Here is a 19,264-nt window from a genome sequence, read left to right on the forward strand (position 1 = left end):
TAATGTACTTTCCATTTTTAAAAAATCTTATTTAGTTTTTATTTTTAATAGCAAATTATCATCTTCTAGCGTCAAAAATACATACTTTTTAAAACTCTCTGGATAAGTACCTGTCCCAGTTGTTAAAATTATTTGAAATAATGTACTTGGGTCACTTCTTAGCTCATATGCTTTTGAGAGTTGTTCTAAATTTTTAATTAAATTTATCTTATCAATTCCTTCTTTATTGGGAGTATCTATCATTAGGAACCTCGGATAATTTACGTTATTTTTTAAACTCATGATAAGCATTGTTAAAAAGAACATTAAACGTTTAGGTACTGATGCACTTCTTTCTCTATAAGAATTCATATTAATGTGAGGCATATAATCATCACCAACATATGCTGCATAACAATTCTTATCTGCATTTTCCATCAAATCAAGATAAATTTCACTAAATATCTTTTTCTTTACTAACATATCTTCTCTAGCTGAACTTAAATATGAATCAACTTTAATTTTTAATCCATCAATTTGATTCCTTAATTTGGTTACCTCAACAGCTATGTTTTCTCTTTTCTGTGCTAATTCCTCTGCTTTTCTATATTCAATAATGTTTGAGTTGATCTCACAAATCCTATCATCTATTTTTTTTACATATGCTGAATTATAGTCTGATGTAATATCTTTTGCTAAATCCTGAATAAAAGAACGTACGCCATTAATCTTATGGTTGTATTCTTCTAATTCATTCAATATCATCTGCAACCTTTTATTTTTCTTATTAAGCAATCCACTTAACGATTGTATTGCCTTTTTTTTAACCTTTAATATTTCTAAATATTCCTGATCTGTGTAAAAAAATTTTTCATATTGCTCTTCATCTATTTCGCATCCACATATACATTTATCCTTATCTCTTATTACTTCCCTTAGACAGTAAGGGCATGTATTTGGTGTAAATAACTTTAGCTTTTTGTTTACAAAACGAATTTTCTCTATTTCATACAGCTCTTTTTCAGACCCATCAATAAGATATAATATTTTCTCTGTTGATTGCTCTACTGATGACCTAGCATGAATAAGCTCTTCCATATTACCCTGCAATTGATTTAATTTTCGTCTTTCAAAATCTATTTCTTTTAAAATTTCACTAGCATTACTTTCTTCACTTCTTGCTATATCTCGTTCTATGGTGACCTTCGTAAGCATTTCTTCATTTTCATTTATAATTGTTTTAATATGAGCTACATTTCCTAATTCCTCATTTAATATTTCTGCTAAAAATTCATTGTAACTATCCATTACAGCTTCTTTCTTCTCATACTCTTTTAACTTAATCTTATATTTTCCAAGTACAGAATAATAGTCATTGTAAATCTCACCTAATAGCACTTCAAAAATAGCCTTTCTAATTTCTAATGAATCTGAGAGGAAATTTTCATTATCCGGAATCTTATATATTTTGTCTACCTCAGTAGCTTGATCATGGTATATCAATCGCATTAAATCTGTCATATTTAATTTAAATTTCTTAGTTCCCTGAACAATGTCAAATACATCTACTCCCAATACTTCTAGTATCCAATCAGAAAATACTGTAGTATCCCCATTACTTTTATTCCTATAAACACAAGTTTCTATTACCTTTTTTTCTGAATCTACAATATAAATTGAACTATCCCCTATGGATCGAGTCAATTCATAATTTTTGTCATTGATAGTTACCTCTAATTCAACATAATTATCGACATCATAATATATTTCATTATGCTTATTTTCTGCCTCTTTATCCCTTTTATTGAACCCTGAAACTTTGCCTCCTAATCCATAATAAATAAGGTTCATGAACGTACTTTTACCTTGACCATTTTCTCCTTCCAAAACAATTATTCCATCATTTAAATAAGGAGATTCAAAGTAATATTTTTGACCGTTATAAGCAACCCTTCTAATTGCTAATCTTCCCATTTTGTAACCTCACTATATCCTAATATTTTTGTTTGCAGAGTTTCTATTTTAAGAACCTTAAGTCCTCGTATATTTTTTTTAAGCTCCAATGCAGCATCTACATCCTTTTTAATCGAATCATCCATAAATATTTCTTCTGTTTTTTCATTATGTAACATCATTACATCTATATTCCCAGATTTTATATTCTTTTGCAAAGAGACGATTTCTTGTTTTTCCAGAAAAAAAAGGACTCTTTTTATTATAGAAACATCCATTTTTGAATCACAAAATAATTTTACTGCTTTCTCATTTTCAAATATATCTAATTCATCTTGTTTAATTAATTTTCTAAACAATTTCATATTTCTATCATCTTTAATAAATTCAAATATAAGTCCTAATTTCCTATAGTCAGAAAAAGGCTTTTTATAGCATTCCAAAGCTTTAAAAATGGCTAATAGTTTTATAGTGATAAAATAATAATCTTCCTCTAATATAAACATCATTCTTTTTTTACTATCCACTTAAGCCACCCCCCCTTTATCTAATGCTAAAAAACAATCCTGAAACAAAATAATTATTGTTTTTTTTACCATATCTCTATCTAAGTAAGGTTCCTTATATGTTTTTGCTTTATCATTAATGACTCTCTCTGCTTCATCAGCTAATTGCTCAAATATACCCTCTACTTCTTCTTGTAAAAACTTTCCTTGTTTCTCTTTTATAACTCTATTAACTATTCTCTTACATACTTTATAAATTCGATAATTATATGCCTTAACTTCCTTTATTTCAACATATCGTTGTTGCTCGTAAATTCCTTCAACATAATCATCTTCTAATTCTTGTATTATATCCTCATCAAATTCAGGACAAACTGTATATATTTTTTCTTGTAAGTTTCGTACATCATCGCATTTAATTTGATCCCACTTTGGATACAGTGGATCCAATCTTTCTTCTACTTTTACTTTTCTTATAAATTCAAAGAAAATAATTTTAACTTCCGAAACATGCACAATTTTCATCAAGAAATCTTTTTCTAGTGCTCTTGATTCAATCATGTCAAGTAAACAGGCAATAATCTTATCACAGAATTTAATGTCAGTATTATATCTTATGCATAATTCCATAACATATTCTTTAATTCTACCTCTAATTTCTTGCTCAGTTTCCTCACCGAAACGCCATTCAATTAAATTAAAAAACAGCTCCCATTCATCATTTGTTATGCCCTCAATTAACTTTTCATAGTAAGAGTTATCACCATTTGAATGTTTCTTATGCTGTTGAATATAATAATCTTTAAACACCGGCAATGCAAATGGAAATGCTTTGTCATATTTCTTTTCTATTAAAAGTTGTAATATAGACTCTGTAGGTAATGGTTCTGAAATTTCTTTTAATACTCCAACTTTCTTTTCCTTAGCAACTTTTGTATTAGTATAAAAAACAAATACTATATTTTCAGATTGTTCAACCTTTCTCCAGTTATCAAAAAAAATACGCAATGAATTTTTAATTTCTTCACTATTTATTGAAAAAGGGGTACTATATACTTTATTTTGCTCTGTTATGTATTTCGTTATATCTGATCCCATATCTATTTCAAGAACATCATCTATATGTTCTATAGTACAATAAATGCTTTTTCTGTCCTCTAATAAAGCTTTAATTAACCGCTCTACAGCTCTCATTTTTTGCAAACCTATACCTTTTATACTTGCTTCTGCATCAGTATTAATTTCTTTATTACCATTAAGAGGTTTTTTCATGATTTTCTCCCCTGTCAGAAATATTAAGTTTGCCATTAAACATTTAACTCTTTAACTCTACTTTACCACTTACATATTGCGTGATATAAGACAAAACTTAACATTATAATACCACATTATCTACTGAATTCAAATCCCTCCCTCATGCTAATATCTAGATTTCTAATAGTATAATAAGCAAGCTTTTAAAATACTAATACTCTTTTTCTAACTATATCTGTAAATCTAATAGACTTTCCTATATATATATCTATTTTTCTTAGTTTACACTTGTAGATATCTCCATGTTGTTCTTTAAGTTAATATCTACTAAAAACATATTTATATAAACGTAAAGGGACAGTATTTAGCTGTCCCTTTATAACAATACTATGCTATTTTTGAGAATTTAGTAATTCTATATGTTTATTTATAATTAATAATCTATGATTTGGCTGTCTTCATATTCCTTTATCCGTCTATAAAATGTGTTTCTCTTCATGTTTAATAATCCCATAGCCTTGGTTGCGCTAATCTGCTTGTTTTGGATTTGGTTGTAGATCATTCCCATAGTGCTTCTATCCACTTGTATTTTTTTCCGTCCCATGTAAACGCCCTTCCCTTTCGCAATGGAAATACCTTCACGTTGGCGCTCTCTAATGTATTCTCTCTCAAGAGCAGCAACAGCCCCAAATATTGTCAACATAAACAAACCTGTAGGTGTTGTCGTATCGATGTTTTCTTTTAAAGAGATGAATTTAACACCTTTTTCATGTAACCTATTAGTAAGTTCCAGTAAATCTCTTGTATTTCTTGCAAATCTAGAAATCGAATCGACAATTAATGTATCCTTTTCACGTATGAAATCCATAACTTCCTTTAGCACTGGTCTGTTCATATCCTTGCCACTTAGTTTTTCAATGTATACCTTGTCAACTCCTAATGATTCCATATTAAATTCTTGCCTATCTGTTTTTTGATTTTCGTCACTTACTCTAATGTAACCAATCTTCATTTATGCCCTCCATTAATTTATTACTTAATACTGATTTAAATAAATAACTAGTCCTTAAAATGTTATAGTATTTCACACTTTTCTATTTTTTATAATCAGTGTCACCAACCCTCTCCCATTATTTTTAAAATATATCAATAACTTTTATCAGAATTTTGAAATGTTTCAGCTGGTATACCCCACATAAACATTATATCTAGCTAATTCCATCTATACAGTTAGTGTCAACAACTTATAAATTCATTCTTAAATGTGTCAACTATACATAGTAATCCTATTGACGCACTTTTGCATGTTACTAACTTATAAAATTAAAAATCCCTAACATTTGCTAGAGACTTTTAATTACATTAACCAGTTATTTTATGCTGAGATTTTGCCTAATATTTAATACCTATGTATTAGGTACTTACACTAATTTCCTAATCATCATTAAATCCTTGTATATTACTAGTCCATTTTTATCATAACGCACATACACTCACCACATATGATATTTACATCCCTAGTAGCCCTTATATTGATACCACATTCATTACAAACATATTTCCGAGTGCTCGTTTTCCTCTTACCCAAATTACTTACATTAGCACCTCCAGTAGGTGGTACTATCAAACTATTTACATTAGTCCTACAATGATCTATGTTTGTATACATCCCATTTTCTTTAAGTACCCCTATAAACCTCTTACTGGGTGAAGTTTTGCTATGTCCTATATAATGAACATATTCAATTATTAAATTTCTTTTTTCCGCCTCTGCTTTAAACCTTTTATTATGATACCTTCCCCCATTACTTGTATCCTCAATGCTATTTACCATACAATAAAGATGCACCATTTCATGCAAAAGAGTAGCTAAAACATTTTCAATATCTCTAGTAAGATGCTCTGCTGAAATATTTATCTCATGATAAGTATCCTTATTATCTTTCCAAACTTTATGAACAGTGATGTACCCATAACTTTTAGGACTTGATTGAATTGTTATTACTACCTCTGGTAAACTTCCATCAAAATATATCTTGTTGAATACATTAAAAGCATTCTCCAATAAAAAATTGTCCGTAGATATCATTATTATTTACCCCCATTTAAGCAGTTTATAATACTTATATAAAACTGCTTATTTAGAGGTATACTTCTTAGAGTGCACTTGTTAAAACTTCCTCTTATATAACAAAAACAGCACTCACCAAATTGGTGAATGCTGATAATATGCTTTGTAATCTTATAATTATTTTATTATCCGGTAACTCAGTAACTCAGTAACTCGTATGGATAGTATCTACATGTTTATTATACCATTTTACACGTTTTTGTCAATAATAATTATACCACAAAACTTCCATTCTTCCGTTGCCCTTTATTCCACCTACGCCAGTTGTTGTGTCAACCTGTACACTCCTCCAACCATTATCGGCATTAAGATATTTATTGTATAATTCTGTATTATAGTTACTAACAAGCATCTTACATTTTCCCTTATATATCGTTTTCAAAAAAATTTCGTGGTCTTCATAAGTAAAAGAATCTTTATATATTTCACCTAAGTTTTTCTTTTCATCCTCTGGTTTTAAATAACTTGGATCAAAATAAATCATTGCCCTCTCATCATTTAAATAAGGACATTTCAACACATATAATAATGCCCCTACTTGACTTACATGTACGCCTTCTAATCTCTCTGCAACATCATAGAGCCTACTAATAGCCCTATGATAATCGTCTGTAGATTTATATTTAACAGCACTCCAATCCTTTGCCATCCCATCCCTGCTTTGAGAATAAATGACATAAGTTGCAACTGCTAAATCCATATCGCCAATACTTACATTATCATGATTGTTCGAAGTCTCTGAATAAGCAATTTTTTTAGCTCGCATATGTACTTTTTCCTCGTATTGTTTTAATCTATTTTTATTCATACTCGTCAATGTCATATTAAGAACGTCTAATAATTTTTTTTCTAACTTCTCTATTTTTTTATAAAAGTCTAATTTATCATTTTGACTACTCATTAAAGTCTTTGATTTATCTAAGTAAACCGCTATTTCTTTCTTGACCTCTTTAATAGTCATATGCTTGAATTCTTCAAAATATAGTATATACTGCTCTTCATATGCTGGTGAAAGTATTTTTTTATATATTATTATATAATCATCAAATAACCTTTTGAAGTTTCCGAGAATGTTTAATTCTTCAACTTTAAAATTAGTATCTTTTATAACCTTGTCATAACTTTTAGCTATTGCATCAATCCTTTTATAACGTATATTATCCCTTAGTTTCTCCAAATCTTCTGAATAATATATAAAATTCAGTTGTTTTAAATATACCAATGCCTGCCTTTTCAACTCATCTATAAAATGATCTTCAGCCTCATTTCTTATCATCATATAATGATGAAATTCTTCAAGACTGTACTCTGTTCCATATATCCTGTTTATTAACTCATTAGCAGTGTCCTTATTACTCATGACTCGCATAAAGGCACATAAACCTGCACTTGAGTCATTATAAATCTCGATTTTATGATGTGGTTTGTTAAAAAGCAAACGTGCCGCACCTCCAAACGGTTCAATATACAAGTCCGTATTATTATAGTCGAGCATATCACTAATAAGAGATGCTAGTCTAGCTTTACCACCAAAATAAGGAAATGGGCTTAATGTTTTTAATGCCATAATCTCACCCTCCTATTCAATTGTACCAAATTTCTTTAAAATAGGTTCAGCAATAGACTCATGAATACTAACCATTTTTGTTTTTAATCCATTTTCACTAACTACATAATCAAATTTGCCTTTATTTGAGTGTGTGTAATGTTTTTTTGATAACCCTTCCTTTATATCAGTATAATTATAATTTTTGAATTTACTGTCTTTTAGTTCTTTATTGAAGTCCTTAAGTGGAATATGATAAAGCTTCAGCTCACCAATGGTTCTTCCCTCAATTACTTTTACTTCAATTTCATCATCATTGTATATATACCTACATAACATTTCAAGGACTTCATCAGCTATATCGCCTGTAACCTCATAATCTATGCTTTCTGTTTCTTCAGGCTTAAAATAATAATATTTGTCTACTATAAATTTACTAAGCTCTACAAATTTAGTTCTGCCCAATGCAACGCCATGAGACCTAAATGCTACAATTTCACTTTCTAGATTCATTAAATTAGCCTTTATTTTCCCATAATCCTCACCTTGGACTTTAGCCGATATTTCTAACTGCTCCCTTTTAGAATTTTTATCTTTATATCGTTTAACTTCAAACTCAAATAATCCAAGTAATTTTTCCTTCTTTATAGCATTTTCAGTAGCTATAATTTTATGTGTTTTTACTATTTCTTCATTATCCATTTGCCAAAGTCTAGTTGACTCCATAATTATTCCCCCTATGTAGAACCATATAATATTATCCATAAATTTTAGCATATAACAAATAAGAAATCTATGTTATTAGCATTAAATTGGTTTGCCAAATAAGCACATGGATTGCCAATATGCTTGCCATCCCTTAAATTCTCCATAACTGCACCATTTTTAAGCTGACATACTGGCTATATATAATATAAAATTTACTGCCATTTAAATACCTCAGAACACTATAATGCATAAATATTCAAATTAAAAAAAGCCTGCAAACCCTTATGTTTACAAGCTTTTTATATCTTTAGTCTCCAAATAATCTCGAAACCCTATATTTTATAAAATCTTCAAAAAATAACAATGCCCAGTAACTGGTACAGTTACTAGGCTTATCAAGTGCGTCGGACAGGAGTCGAACCTGCGACCAACTGGTTCGTAGCCAGCTACTCTATCCAACTGAGCTACCAACGCATAAACTACATTCCTATACTACCATATTATATGATAAGAGTAAAGTTTTTTTACAAATTATTGTTCATAAATTCTTCTATCAAAATTCCCATACCTATTACATCTCTGTAACTTCCATATGAAAAGCAAGCTTTTCTTTTCTTTCCCTCGACGATAAACCCACATCGTTTATAACATTGAATTGCCCTTAAATTAAAATCTAACACCTGTAGCTCCACTCTATGTGCAGCCATATTCATAAATAAATATTGAAGCAATACTTTTATAGCATCTTGTCCATATCCTCTATTCCAAAATCCTTTATCTATAGTAATACCTAGTGTATATACATTCTTACATTCATTACTTTCTCTAAATGTTATATATCCTACAACTATTCCTTTTTCATTTATAATACTAAGATATTTCTTATCCATGTTAACAAATTTATTGAAATTGTTTAATATATCCTCTTTAGATGGAGGTAATCTAAATTTACCATCAAGTTTTCTAATATCTTCATTACACCAAATATCATAAAATATATCTAGATCTTTTCGTTCTACACATCTAAGTGATACTTTATTACCTTTCAACATATTTACTCCTTAATTATTATATTTTAGTTACATTTAAATAAATTAACAATTAAATAGATATATATATTCCACATAATAAAATAAAAACATCTAACAAATGTTAGATGTTTTTGGTGGAGAAGGAGGGATTTGAACCCTCGCACCAGTTGCCCAGTCTATACCCTTAGCAGGGGCACCTCTTTAGCCACTTGAGTACTTCTCCAGGCTTAATATTGTGTTGTTAAAAATGGTGGAGGAAGTGGGATTCGAACCCACGGTACGCTTTCACGTACGTCGGTTTTCAAGACCGGTGCCTTAAACCAACTCGACCATCCCTCCATGTCCTATGCGACAAGATTTATTATATCAGCATGTTTATATCATGTCAACATGTTTTTTAAATCTTATACCTATAATTATATTTCATTTTAAATTTATGAAACAATTTTCTTACTATTTACTCAAGATTTATAATAGTATTACACAATATAACATATCCAACTATAGATATATTTTGTTATATAAAAAAAAGAAACATCTAACAAATGTTAAATGTTTCTGGTGGAGAAGGAGGGATTTGAACCCTCGCACCAGTTGCCCAGTCTATACCCTTAGCAGGGGCACCTCTTTAGCCACTTGAGTACTTCTCCAGGCTTAATATTGTGTTGTTAAAAATGGTGGAGGAAGTGGGATTCGAACCCACGGTACGCTTTCACGTACGTCGGTTTTCAAGACCGGTGCCTTAAACCAACTCGACCATCCCTCCATATTGTAGCAACAAAATATATTATATCAGTATAAATATTCATTGTCAACATATTTATTGTTTTTTTGTATATTTCATGCAATAAACCTCAATTGCAATAAATAAAACGCCTTAATATCAAATATTAAAGCGTATATTTATTATGTTATATATACAATAATCTTTTTATTTTGATATTACTGTATTTTTTCCCATATATTTTAATAAAACTGATGGTATAGTTATTGATCCATCTTCGTTTTGGTAGTTTTCAAGCACTGCAGCTAACGCTCTTCCAACAGCTACTCCCGATCCATTAAGTGTATGGATGTATTGAGCCTTATCTTTTTTATTGTCCTTATATCTAATATTTGCACGCCTTGCTTGGTAATCTTCAAAATTACTACAGCTTGATATTTCAACATACTTATTGTAACTTGGCATCCAAACTTCAATATCATATTTAAATGAAGCTGTAAATCCTAAATCACCTTTACATATCTTAACTATTCTATAAGGAAGTTCAAGTCCTTGTAGGACTGATTCTGCATCAGCAAGCAATTTTTCAAGTTCCGCATAAGAATCTTCAGGTTTTGTGAATTTAAGAAGCTCAACTTTATTAAATTGATGTTGCCTTATAAGTCCTCTTGTATCTCTTCCTGCTGATCCTGCTTCTTGTCTAAAACAAGCACTATACGCAACATGTTTTATAGGAAGATCCTGACCATTCAATATTTCGTCTCTATATATGTTAGTAACCGGCACCTCAGCTGTAGGTATTAAGAAATAGTCTGTATTAGCTACTTTAAAGGCATCTTCTTCGAATTTAGGTAGTTGACCAGTACCAATCATACTTTGCCTGTTAACCATGTATGGAGGCAATATTTCTGTATATCCATTTGTGTCCACATGTAAATCTAAAAAGTAGCTTATTAATGCTCTTTCAAGTCTTGCTCCAAGGCCTTTATAAACTGTAAACCTTGAACCTGTAATCTTTCCGCCTCTTTCAAAATCTAAGATATCATTATCTATTCCTAAATCCCAATGTGCTTTAGTTTCAAATTTAAAATTTGCTGGTTCTCCCCATTTTTTTATTTCAACATTATCTTCTTCTGTATTGCCGAGTGGTACGTTTTTATTAGGAATATTTGGAATACTTAACATGATATTTTTGATTTTCTCATCTACCTCAGATAACTCAACATCATAGTTTTTAATTTCATCTGAAAGCTGTTTCATTTCCACCATTATTTCTTCTACGCTTTCACCATTTTTTTTCATTTTTGGTACAAGTGCAGATTCAGTATTTCTTCTGTTTTTTAACTCTTCTACCTTTGTTAACATATCTCTTCTTTTTTTATCAAGATACACAACATCATCAATTAATGATACTTTAAAATTTTCCCCTCTATCTGCCATCAATGCCTTTATTTCTTCCGGATTATTTCTTATTCTCTTTAAATCTAACATAATCGTTCCTCCTTAAATATATTATAAATGTTTGTCATTTCCAATTCTTAATTAAGATACCTAGATTATAAATACAATAAAAAAAGAGTCTTCTTCCCTAAAAAAAGGGACGAAAGACTCCGCGTTGCCACCCTACTTGATTAAATATAAATATCTAATCCTCTTTATCAAATATAACGGTTATACCGTACTGCTACTCACAGTCCCTCGGAAGTGGATTCGCAAAAATGAAGGTATCAGTTTTCACCAATCACTGACTCTCTTAACCTTTATATTTTGTTACTATTTTCATCATAGGTTTTATACTTTATTAAATTATACTTTTATGCTAATAATTTCAAAGTAATATCATTTATTTTATATAAAACATTACATCTAATTTTTTATAAAGTCAATAAAAACTTTTAATGTAAAATTATATGTACTAGCTATTTCTCTCGACATTTTTAGTACATATAATATCAATTCCAGTATTAAGCAAATTTTTACATACTACATCTCCTATTTTTATAGGTGGCCCCACATGTATTCTACTCAATGCCTTAGAGCACTCTATCCATAGCTTCTTACTAATAGGTTTACTCGTTTTTACTGAAACAACATTACACAAATCCGAACCTTTTATCCTAACTAAAGTTGTTAATATATCATCATTTTCATTAATGTCATAACTAGTTTCTTCTTTCAAGTATACTCATCCCCTACATACTATTAAATTCTTTTATTCTACATAACAAAATATTAGAGTCTTTTGAGTCCTTAGTTATTTCTGTCATTTTTTTACTAGTCTCTCTCGCTAAAATAGAAACGACTTTATTTAGGCAATGTGCCCCTTGGCAATTTCCAAATGCAGCGCCAGTTCTTCTTTTAACACCTTCTACTGTTCGTGCACCAAGAGGTCTACGTATAGCATCAACTATTTCACCTTCGGTTACCTTTTGGCATCCACATATGATTCTACCATATTTTTCATCAAGCTCTATAACTCTTTTTCTCTCTTCATCACACAAATCGCGGAATTTATAATTTTCTCTTCTTTTATCATTAAAATCTTTTTTAAGTTTACACTTCATATTACTCACTACACTCTCACATACAATACTTGCAATAGCCGGTGTCATAGTAACTTGGCCATAGTGCTTTCCTTTGATTTGAATAAGTCCTTCATCTATACTGCTATCATCAATTACCATAGGATCTTCGAAAAAAGGCCAATCCAAAAACATTTTAACATTCATATCATCCACGACACTTGTTATCTTAGATACCATTTTTACTACCTCATCATAACTAACATTCTCTCTTGTACTAATAGCTGCTACTGTATCTCCTTCCATAGTTGGAAGTGTATAAGTCCTCTCGCCCTTAGAATTCATAATAAATAATGCATGAGAATATTTTGTTTTTTCATTATTATCTAAAAGTATATATTTCGATACTCCCTCATTATTATTTATATCTTTTCCATTTATGGTAGATTTCTTTTTATTTTCATTAACTTTTTTTTCATTTACTATGCTGTAATTTTCCGATGGCGTTGTATTTATTACCATTTTACAAGTTAATTTATTTTTATTAGTAATAACTTTAAAACCTTTTGTTAACTCTTGAATGTCTATTACTTCTTCTTCTAGTTTAAATTTGACACCATTATCAAATGCTACTTCGCCATAGGATAATGCTAAATCAAATGGACAAATTACACCTGTATTTTTAGAATATAGTGCTTTTTTTATATCTACATTTAGATTTGGTTCCATCTCATATATATATTCAGAATCTAAAATAAGCACATCCTTCGTTCCTCTATCTATTGCTCTATTATATATTCCTTGTATTATATCTACTTCTTCATCAGTTTGAGCAAGTATTAGAGAACCACATCTTTTGAATGGAATATTAAATTTAGCACTTATAGTATCCATCATTTTATTTCCCATACGTTCAAGCTTTGCAGTTAAAGTATCTTCACTCTCAACGCCATTATATACCATAGCGGTATTTATTAATGCTACATCATCCGCTATATCATAGTCTTTTTCAATAACAGCTATATTAAGATTATATTTTGAAATTTCATAAGCTACTGCACATCCAATTATTCCTCCGCCTAAAATAAGTACATCATAATCCATTATAACCCTCCAGCATACCTAAACTTTTTCTTTACATTGTTATTATATCCTTTTTTTAAACATACGACGCAGTATATAAAAACTTTTTAGATTATGTTAAATATATTCTATTTAATTACCTTATTAAGCACATCACCTAATAGTTTTATATATGTTCCATATTCATCTGTTTTACCGTTTTCTTTGGCTTCCATTGCCTTATTATATAGATCTTTAGCAATTTTTATATTATCAGATGTTTTAAAATCTAAATCTGAATTATATACAGATTTTAATATATTACTTCTATCAGAACTATTAAATATTTGTTCTAATGCTGACTCTATATTATCATCTAAAACTATTTTACCACCATAAGAGACTATAACTTTTTTCATCTCTGGTATACTTGTTTTCCCCTTAGCCCTTAAATACATAGGTTCTACATAAAGCAGAGAATTTTTAATTGGTACAATTACTGTTTCTCCAAATTGAACCTGAGACCCTTGGGTATTCCAGAGTGATAATTCCTTTGATATTACAGTATCTTGATTTATCTGTTGCTTAAATAATACTGGGCTATACACCGTTTGCTTTGGTGGCAATATATATAAAACCATTTTACCATAATTGTCTCCATCCATTCTTGCTCCAAACAACGATACCATGTTATCTCGCCCTTTAGTATTGAAATATTCAAGTAAAACCATTTCTTGCTTTTTTTCCTTTGGTAATTTCATTATTAAGTAAGAAGCATCAATCTTCTCTTGGTTACCTTCAATTTTCTCTTGATTTGTTGCTATAGACCATACATCATCTCCATTATAAAATACTTCTGGGTCTGTTATATGATATTTTTCTAGGAGATTTGATTGCAAACTAAATAGCCTCTCTGGGTATTTAAAGTGTTCTTTTATACCACTTGGAATTGACTCTAAATTTTTAAATAGTTCAGGAAATATTTTTGAATAGCTATTTACTATAGGATCATTTTTATCAACTATATAAAAGTCAGGAGTTCCATCTAATGCATCAATAACCACTTTAACTGAATTCCTTATATAATTTTTGCCATCTTGTGGCTGTGAATATGGATATCTATTTGAAGTTGTATATGCATCTATAATCCAATATAACCTTCCTCCATTTATTGCAATGTATGGGTCATCATCATATGTTAAAAATGGAGCAATTTTTTTTACTCTTTCAAGTATATTCCTATCAATTAATATTTTACTATTTGACGTAATATCATCAGATAATAAAAATTTGGCACTTTTTTGATCTATTGCAAATAAAATTCTATTTAAAATATTCATTTTTATGCCAGCCATGCCTTCATAACTATTCATTTGATTTTCCCCGCCCTTAGGGTAATCAAGCTCTCCAATTTTAGTGTTAACAATGCTATAATCATTGGTTTTTTCACCAAAATATATTCTAGGATTAGCTAATTTTATATTTGTTTTATTTTCTAGTGGTATATTGTTAATTATGAAATCTGGTTGTCCTTCACTAGTTACAGAATTTACCTTACTCACAACTACGCCATACCCATGTGTATAAACTAAATGTCTATTCTGCCAAGTGTTTGAATTACCTTTTAACGACTCTAAATTAACTTCTCTTGGTGCTATAAATACTTGATTATATTTTCCATTAATATTATATCTATCAATATCTATATCATTAAATCCATAATAATACCTTAAATATTGGAATTGGTTATAAAATTCTAAAGCTGGCTTATAAGAATTTACTTTTATATTATTAACGGTATCTTTATTTTCTTTAATATCCTCTTTTGTTAAATCATTTTTTATCTCAAATGGTATTTCATCTATATTATTTATATTGAAAGCTTTTCTTGTACTATCTATATTGTACTGAATATAAGGTTTTTCTAGAGTTTTTTCGTTTGATTGAACTTCAAATTTTTGAACTGCAATTGATGTTATATTTTCCCCAATAATTAAAATGATTATCACAATGATAGATATCACTATAGGTTTTATTTTATATGTTAAAATGCTTATAAATGTTATTATGGCAGATATTAAAGATACTACTGCTATTACCTCATAAAACCTTAATGTTACATGTACATCCGTATAACTCGCTCCAAATACTATTCCTTTTTGTGAATATACTAGATCCCAAGATTTAATTAAATATCCTAAAGACACCAAGAATATTGCAATTGAAGATAATGCGGCAAGCTGCCTTCTTGCAAATTTAGTTAATTCACCTCTTACATTTCTAATATTCTTAAATTTTTTAAGTGAAGAAACATTATTCCTTTTTCTTGGATACATTATATAATCCTTTGACTTTAATATAATATAAGTTATTATGGTAATTATCATTAAGCCCGCAATAATCGTTATAAGCATCTTATATAGTGATTCAATTAACGGAAGTTTAAATATAAAAAATGAAATATCTTTTTTAAATAATGGATCTACAGAATTAAACTTTGTAGTACTCTCAAATTGTAATATTGTATACCAATATTTAGATGCAAAACTAAAAGATATTATAAAAGAAATTATAGTATTAATTAGAATACTAATACTACGTTTTATCTTTTCTTTATTTTTATTACACTCTTCTACCTTTTTACTTCTTAAAATAATTCTTTTGATTATTTTATAATATGTCCATATTGATATATAACTTACTATAAATACTGGTACCATTAGCTTTAAAATTGATGTTATCTTAGTAAAATATACAGATAAATAGCCAACTTCCTTAAACCATTGAATATTTATGGCTAGATTAACTATGTTACCTAAGAAAATTATAATAAATACTATTATCACAATAATAGTTACTATTGTTTTTTTCCCTTTCACAAGATTCACCTCTTATTTAGTTTTAGTAATCTTCCTAGAGTTGAATATTTTGTTTCAATTGCACCAACTGGACATAATTCTTGACAACAAAAACATCTAATGCATTCATTCATATTCCATTTAGGGTTTAATTTATCTCCATTTTTAACCATTGTAATCACCGATGGCTTTTCTGGACATACCTCTGCACACCTACCACACCCTATACATTTACCTTGAATAAGTGTTGGATTTGGCGCTATCATTCCCCTTAAAAAATTAGTTACAGCCGGGTTTATAAAATAAAAATTACCACCCTTTCGACATAGCTTGAAATTTTTCGCTTTCATATCATCTAATTTTTCTCCAAGTATGTTTATATCCTTTGGAAGCACTACTCCCCACTTGCTATCGTATGCCTCTTTTAATACTGGTGTATCTAATGGATTGTCATAACCTATAAGCCTAACTGCAGTTGAATCTACAGCCGTTAAGCTTTGTCCCATAATTAAAGTATTCAAATTATACGCCTGACCACTTTTAGGACCATTACCTTCCATAGCAATTATACCGTCTACGATAGCAAAGTTAGTCCCTACAGCTGTATTCAAATCCAGAAGCATCTTACAAAAATTATTTGCATCAGGCATTCTTGTATGCCATGTTGCCTTTTGCGTTCCCGGTATACATCCAAATTGATTTTTTACAGCCCCTGTATAATATGCCATAGCATGTGTTTTAAGCTTTGGAAGTGTTATGACAACCTCTGCTTCATAAGCTGCTTTAGCAACATTCCATGATTTACATAGAATAGAATTCTCTAATCTAACATGCACTGATTCTTTAAAATCCTCAAATTTAACCCCATATCTATCTGCAACTTCCATAAGACCAGATTTCTCTGCTGCCTTCCTTGAATCACCAAATCCTGGTGAATCACCAAAGCTAACATAATTTGAATATTCCTTAACAATTCTAATTACTGCCTCAAAAACAGCATAATGAGTTACTACTGGTGATTCTTTGCTTTCAACACTTAACATGTTAGGCTTCAAAAGTACTTTACTATCTTTAGGTATTAATTTTCTTAAAAAGTCATCTCCACCCAATAATTCAAATCCTTCTCGCAACTTTTTTTCTATTAAATCAACATCATATTGTTCGCATTTTAAAAGTGCAACATTTTCCATAATAATCTCCCCTTATTAATTAAATCATCTCCTGCTAAGCTGCAATATTGCAAAAATAAACTAATCAGAAATTAAGTAGTTTTTGTCTTTTAATTCTTTTATAATAGATTCTATAATTTCCTCATTATCAGCCTTTATAGTATGCAGATGTATACCTTTAGTTAAAGATGATAATGGCTGAACACTTGATTCTTTGAATTTTTTTGTAAATCCTTCTATATCCATAAGCGTTTTTATCATAATCATTGCTCTTATTTCGCCATATAAAGGATGTTCTACTGTTACATCTTCTACTACCCCACCGAACTTAACAATACATTCAAGCTCATTATATATGTCATTACGCCCATGCGAAACTGCTATTACTCTGCGTACAAAATTATTTTCTTCACTAGGAATCAAATACCCTTCTGGAGTTGCAATTATGTTTACTCCTTCTGCTCTTATAATTGCTATATCCTTTACAATAACCTGCCTTGTGACTCCTAATTGCTCTGCTAGAAACTGACCTTTATATGTATTATCCTTTGTAACTAGTAGATTTCTAATATATTCTCTTCTTTCCTTTGAATTCATTTTATCCTCCTAGTATATGTATTTAATTATATTCTAGCACTCTTCACTAGTTATTAAAATATTTTATAATATATAAATTGTTCCATTTATATATATTTTTTTTAATTTATTATAAAAGGTTATAAAAAAAGAAACTATTATTAGTTTCTTAGTTTTTATTATCACATTCTTTTAATATATTCAATTCTATATCGTCTATTATACTATTGTTATGATGATTTTTTATCAAAAATAAAAATCTATCCTCATACCCATATTGTTTCAATAAATTACATCCTATCTCTCCATGGTTATAATATATATTAACATTTTTAAATTTGTTAAATGCTCTAATCTTTCCATTTGTTATTTTATGCAATATAACCATTATAGCTTTATCTATTGGATTCATTGTACTATATATCTTGCCTATATCATGTAACAATGCTACTTTTATCAAATCAAATGATTGTATTTTTCTTTTGTTACAATTTATTTCTACGTCTCTAGCTACATTTATGCAATGCTTTTGTTCATATATAGGTAATTTATTAAATAACAACAATTCATAAGTTTTTAAATAAGTTTTTAGGAAATCTACATCTTTATCATTAAGTTTAGCAACCATTGATCTGTAAAACTGCTTTATTCTATATAGTGACAATGTAGTTCTCCCTTCATATTTAAACTTTTTTATTCTTTTATACATTTTATTTGAGTATATTTATTAATTTACAACTAATTTTTAACGAAATAAAAAACAGTCCATATTAGACTGTTTTTTTGGTGGAGATAAAGGGAATCGAACCCTTGACCCCCTGCGTGCAAGGCAGGTGCTCTCCCAGCTGAGCTATATCCCCATATGGTGGACCTTCAGGGACTCGAACCCCAGACCGACCGGTTATGAGCCGGTAGCTCTAACCAACTGAGCTAAAGATCCATATGAATATTTGGCGACAACCTACTCTTCCACAAGGTCACCCCTGCAGTACCATCGGCGCATTGAAGCTTAACCTTCGTGTTCGGTATGGGAACGGGTGTTACCTTCATGCCATAATCACCAAATTTATAAGGTATTAACCTTACTTTAAAAGTATACCAAGTTATAGTTAACTTGTCAATACATTTTATGAGATATTCTCTCAAAATTGCACAGTTTTCGCATTATTAATATTAATTGTTACTTATGTTATCTTGGTCAAGCCCTCGACTTATTAGTATTAGTCAGCTGAACATGTTACCATG

Annotated in this window: 14 protein-coding genes, 7 tRNA genes, 1 rRNA gene, 1 pseudogene and 1 other annotated feature; all 23 genes and pseudogenes read right to left on the bottom strand. The window is 29.5% G+C overall.

The window, feature by feature from the left end; all coding sequences use genetic code 11:
• Positions 1-27: 27 nt before the first annotated feature.
• Positions 28-1,953 (bottom strand): hypothetical protein, encoded by a 1,926-nt coding sequence (locus tag KPL44_RS21930; protein WP_216254903.1) that lies wholly within the window; start codon positions 1,951-1,953, stop codon positions 28-30.
• Positions 1,941-2,459, bottom strand: coding sequence for a hypothetical protein (locus KPL44_RS21935; RefSeq protein WP_216254905.1), 519 nt, complete (start codon positions 2,457-2,459; stop codon positions 1,941-1,943). Before KPL44_RS21935 ends, KPL44_RS21930 begins: the two co-directional genes overlap by 13 nt.
• Positions 2,460-3,710, bottom strand: coding sequence for a hypothetical protein (locus tag KPL44_RS21940; protein WP_216254910.1), 1,251 nt, complete (start codon positions 3,708-3,710; stop codon positions 2,460-2,462). It lies immediately after the preceding gene.
• Positions 3,711-4,125: 415 nt separating this feature from the next.
• On the bottom strand, positions 4,126-4,704 hold the full coding sequence (locus tag KPL44_RS21945; protein ID WP_216254912.1) for a recombinase family protein: 579 nt from the start codon (positions 4,702-4,704) through the stop codon (positions 4,126-4,128).
• Between the two features lie 450 nt (positions 4,705-5,154).
• Positions 5,155-5,781: a SprT-like domain-containing protein gene (locus KPL44_RS21950; RefSeq protein WP_216254914.1), complete on the bottom strand. Its 627-nt coding sequence runs from the start codon at positions 5,779-5,781 to the stop codon at positions 5,155-5,157.
• Between the two features lie 244 nt (positions 5,782-6,025).
• Positions 6,026-7,390 (bottom strand): DNA adenine methylase, encoded by a 1,365-nt coding sequence (locus KPL44_RS21955; RefSeq protein ID WP_216254917.1) that lies wholly within the window; start codon positions 7,388-7,390, stop codon positions 6,026-6,028.
• 12 nt (positions 7,391-7,402) lie between these two features.
• On the bottom strand, positions 7,403-8,095 hold the full coding sequence (locus KPL44_RS21960; protein WP_216254920.1) for a hypothetical protein: 693 nt from the start codon (positions 8,093-8,095) through the stop codon (positions 7,403-7,405).
• A gap of 382 nt (positions 8,096-8,477) precedes the next feature.
• Positions 8,478-8,551 (bottom strand) — tRNA-Arg (locus KPL44_RS21965).
• 50 nt (positions 8,552-8,601) lie between these two features.
• Positions 8,602-9,129, bottom strand: coding sequence for a GNAT family N-acetyltransferase (locus KPL44_RS21970; protein WP_216254924.1), 528 nt, complete (start codon positions 9,127-9,129; stop codon positions 8,602-8,604).
• A gap of 111 nt (positions 9,130-9,240) precedes the next feature.
• Positions 9,241-9,331 (bottom strand) — tRNA-Ser (locus KPL44_RS21975).
• 25 nt (positions 9,332-9,356) lie between these two features.
• Positions 9,357-9,447, bottom strand: a tRNA-Ser gene (locus KPL44_RS21980).
• Positions 9,448-9,667: 220 nt separating this feature from the next.
• A tRNA-Ser gene (locus KPL44_RS21985) sits at positions 9,668-9,758 on the bottom strand.
• Between the two features lie 25 nt (positions 9,759-9,783).
• Positions 9,784-9,874, bottom strand: a tRNA-Ser gene (locus KPL44_RS21990).
• 165 nt (positions 9,875-10,039) lie between these two features.
• Complete coding sequence (gene serS / locus KPL44_RS21995; protein WP_216254927.1) at positions 10,040-11,323, bottom strand: serine--tRNA ligase; 1,284 nt, start codon at positions 11,321-11,323, stop codon at positions 10,040-10,042.
• 102 nt (positions 11,324-11,425) lie between these two features.
• Positions 11,426-11,627, bottom strand: a binding site (T-box leader).
• A gap of 120 nt (positions 11,628-11,747) precedes the next feature.
• Positions 11,748-11,987: pseudogene (locus KPL44_RS22000) on the bottom strand (DUF1667 domain-containing protein); the annotation flags it as partial.
• A 37-nt stretch (positions 11,988-12,024) separates the two neighbouring features.
• Positions 12,025-13,458 (bottom strand): NAD(P)/FAD-dependent oxidoreductase, encoded by a 1,434-nt coding sequence (locus tag KPL44_RS22005; RefSeq protein ID WP_216254934.1) that lies wholly within the window; start codon positions 13,456-13,458, stop codon positions 12,025-12,027.
• 107 nt (positions 13,459-13,565) lie between these two features.
• Entirely contained in the window at positions 13,566-16,295 is a 2,730-nt protein-coding gene (locus KPL44_RS22010; protein WP_216254937.1) for a UPF0182 family protein, read from the bottom strand.
• 5 nt (positions 16,296-16,300) lie between these two features.
• Positions 16,301-17,464, bottom strand: a complete 1,164-nt coding sequence (locus KPL44_RS22015) for a DUF362 domain-containing protein (protein WP_216254941.1) — start codon at positions 17,462-17,464, stop codon at positions 16,301-16,303.
• 60 nt (positions 17,465-17,524) lie between these two features.
• Positions 17,525-18,040: a transcription repressor NadR gene (locus KPL44_RS22020; protein WP_216254943.1), complete on the bottom strand. Its 516-nt coding sequence runs from the start codon at positions 18,038-18,040 to the stop codon at positions 17,525-17,527.
• Positions 18,041-18,188: 148 nt separating this feature from the next.
• Complete coding sequence (locus tag KPL44_RS22025) at positions 18,189-18,683, bottom strand: HD domain-containing protein (RefSeq protein WP_216254945.1); 495 nt, start codon at positions 18,681-18,683, stop codon at positions 18,189-18,191.
• A 120-nt stretch (positions 18,684-18,803) separates the two neighbouring features.
• Positions 18,804-18,879: transfer RNA gene (locus KPL44_RS22030), tRNA-Ala, on the bottom strand.
• 3 nt (positions 18,880-18,882) lie between these two features.
• Positions 18,883-18,959 (bottom strand) — tRNA-Ile (locus KPL44_RS22035).
• Positions 18,960-18,967: 8 nt separating this feature from the next.
• Positions 18,968-19,084 (bottom strand): 5S ribosomal RNA (rrf, locus tag KPL44_RS22040).
• Positions 19,085-19,264: the final 180 nt, after the last annotated feature.

Origin of the sequence: Clostridium sp. DSM 17811 (genome assembly GCF_018861905.1) — a bacterium.
GTDB classification, from domain to species: domain Bacteria; phylum Bacillota; class Clostridia; order Clostridiales; family Clostridiaceae; genus Clostridium_AD; species Clostridium_AD frigoriphilum.

Excerpts from the sequence above, each read along its gene's own strand:
- KPL44_RS21960 (WP_216254920.1), bottom strand. The coding sequence starts at position 8,095 with ATGGAGTCAACTAGACTTTGGCAAATGGATAATGAAGAAATAGTAAAA.
- KPL44_RS22020 (WP_216254943.1), bottom strand. The coding sequence starts at position 18,040 with ATGAATTCAAAGGAAAGAAGAGAATATATTAGAAATCTACTAGTTACA.
- KPL44_RS21955 (WP_216254917.1), bottom strand. The coding sequence starts at position 7,390 with ATGGCATTAAAAACATTAAGCCCATTTCCTTATTTTGGTGGTAAAGCT.
- KPL44_RS21970 (WP_216254924.1), bottom strand. The coding sequence starts at position 9,129 with ATGTTGAAAGGTAATAAAGTATCACTTAGATGTGTAGAACGAAAAGAT.
- KPL44_RS21950 (WP_216254914.1), bottom strand. The coding sequence starts at position 5,781 with ATGATATCTACGGACAATTTTTTATTGGAGAATGCTTTTAATGTATTC.
- KPL44_RS22015 (WP_216254941.1), bottom strand. The coding sequence starts at position 17,464 with ATGGAAAATGTTGCACTTTTAAAATGCGAACAATATGATGTTGATTTA.
- KPL44_RS22005 (WP_216254934.1), bottom strand. The coding sequence starts at position 13,458 with ATGGATTATGATGTACTTATTTTAGGCGGAGGAATAATTGGATGTGCA.
- KPL44_RS21930 (WP_216254903.1), bottom strand. The coding sequence starts at position 1,953 with ATGGGAAGATTAGCAATTAGAAGGGTTGCTTATAACGGTCAAAAATAT.
- serS (WP_216254927.1), bottom strand. The coding sequence starts at position 11,323 with ATGTTAGATTTAAAGAGAATAAGAAATAATCCGGAAGAAATAAAGGCA.
- KPL44_RS21945 (WP_216254912.1), bottom strand. The coding sequence starts at position 4,704 with ATGAAGATTGGTTACATTAGAGTAAGTGACGAAAATCAAAAAACAGAT.
- KPL44_RS21940 (WP_216254910.1), bottom strand. The coding sequence starts at position 3,710 with ATGAAAAAACCTCTTAATGGTAATAAAGAAATTAATACTGATGCAGAA.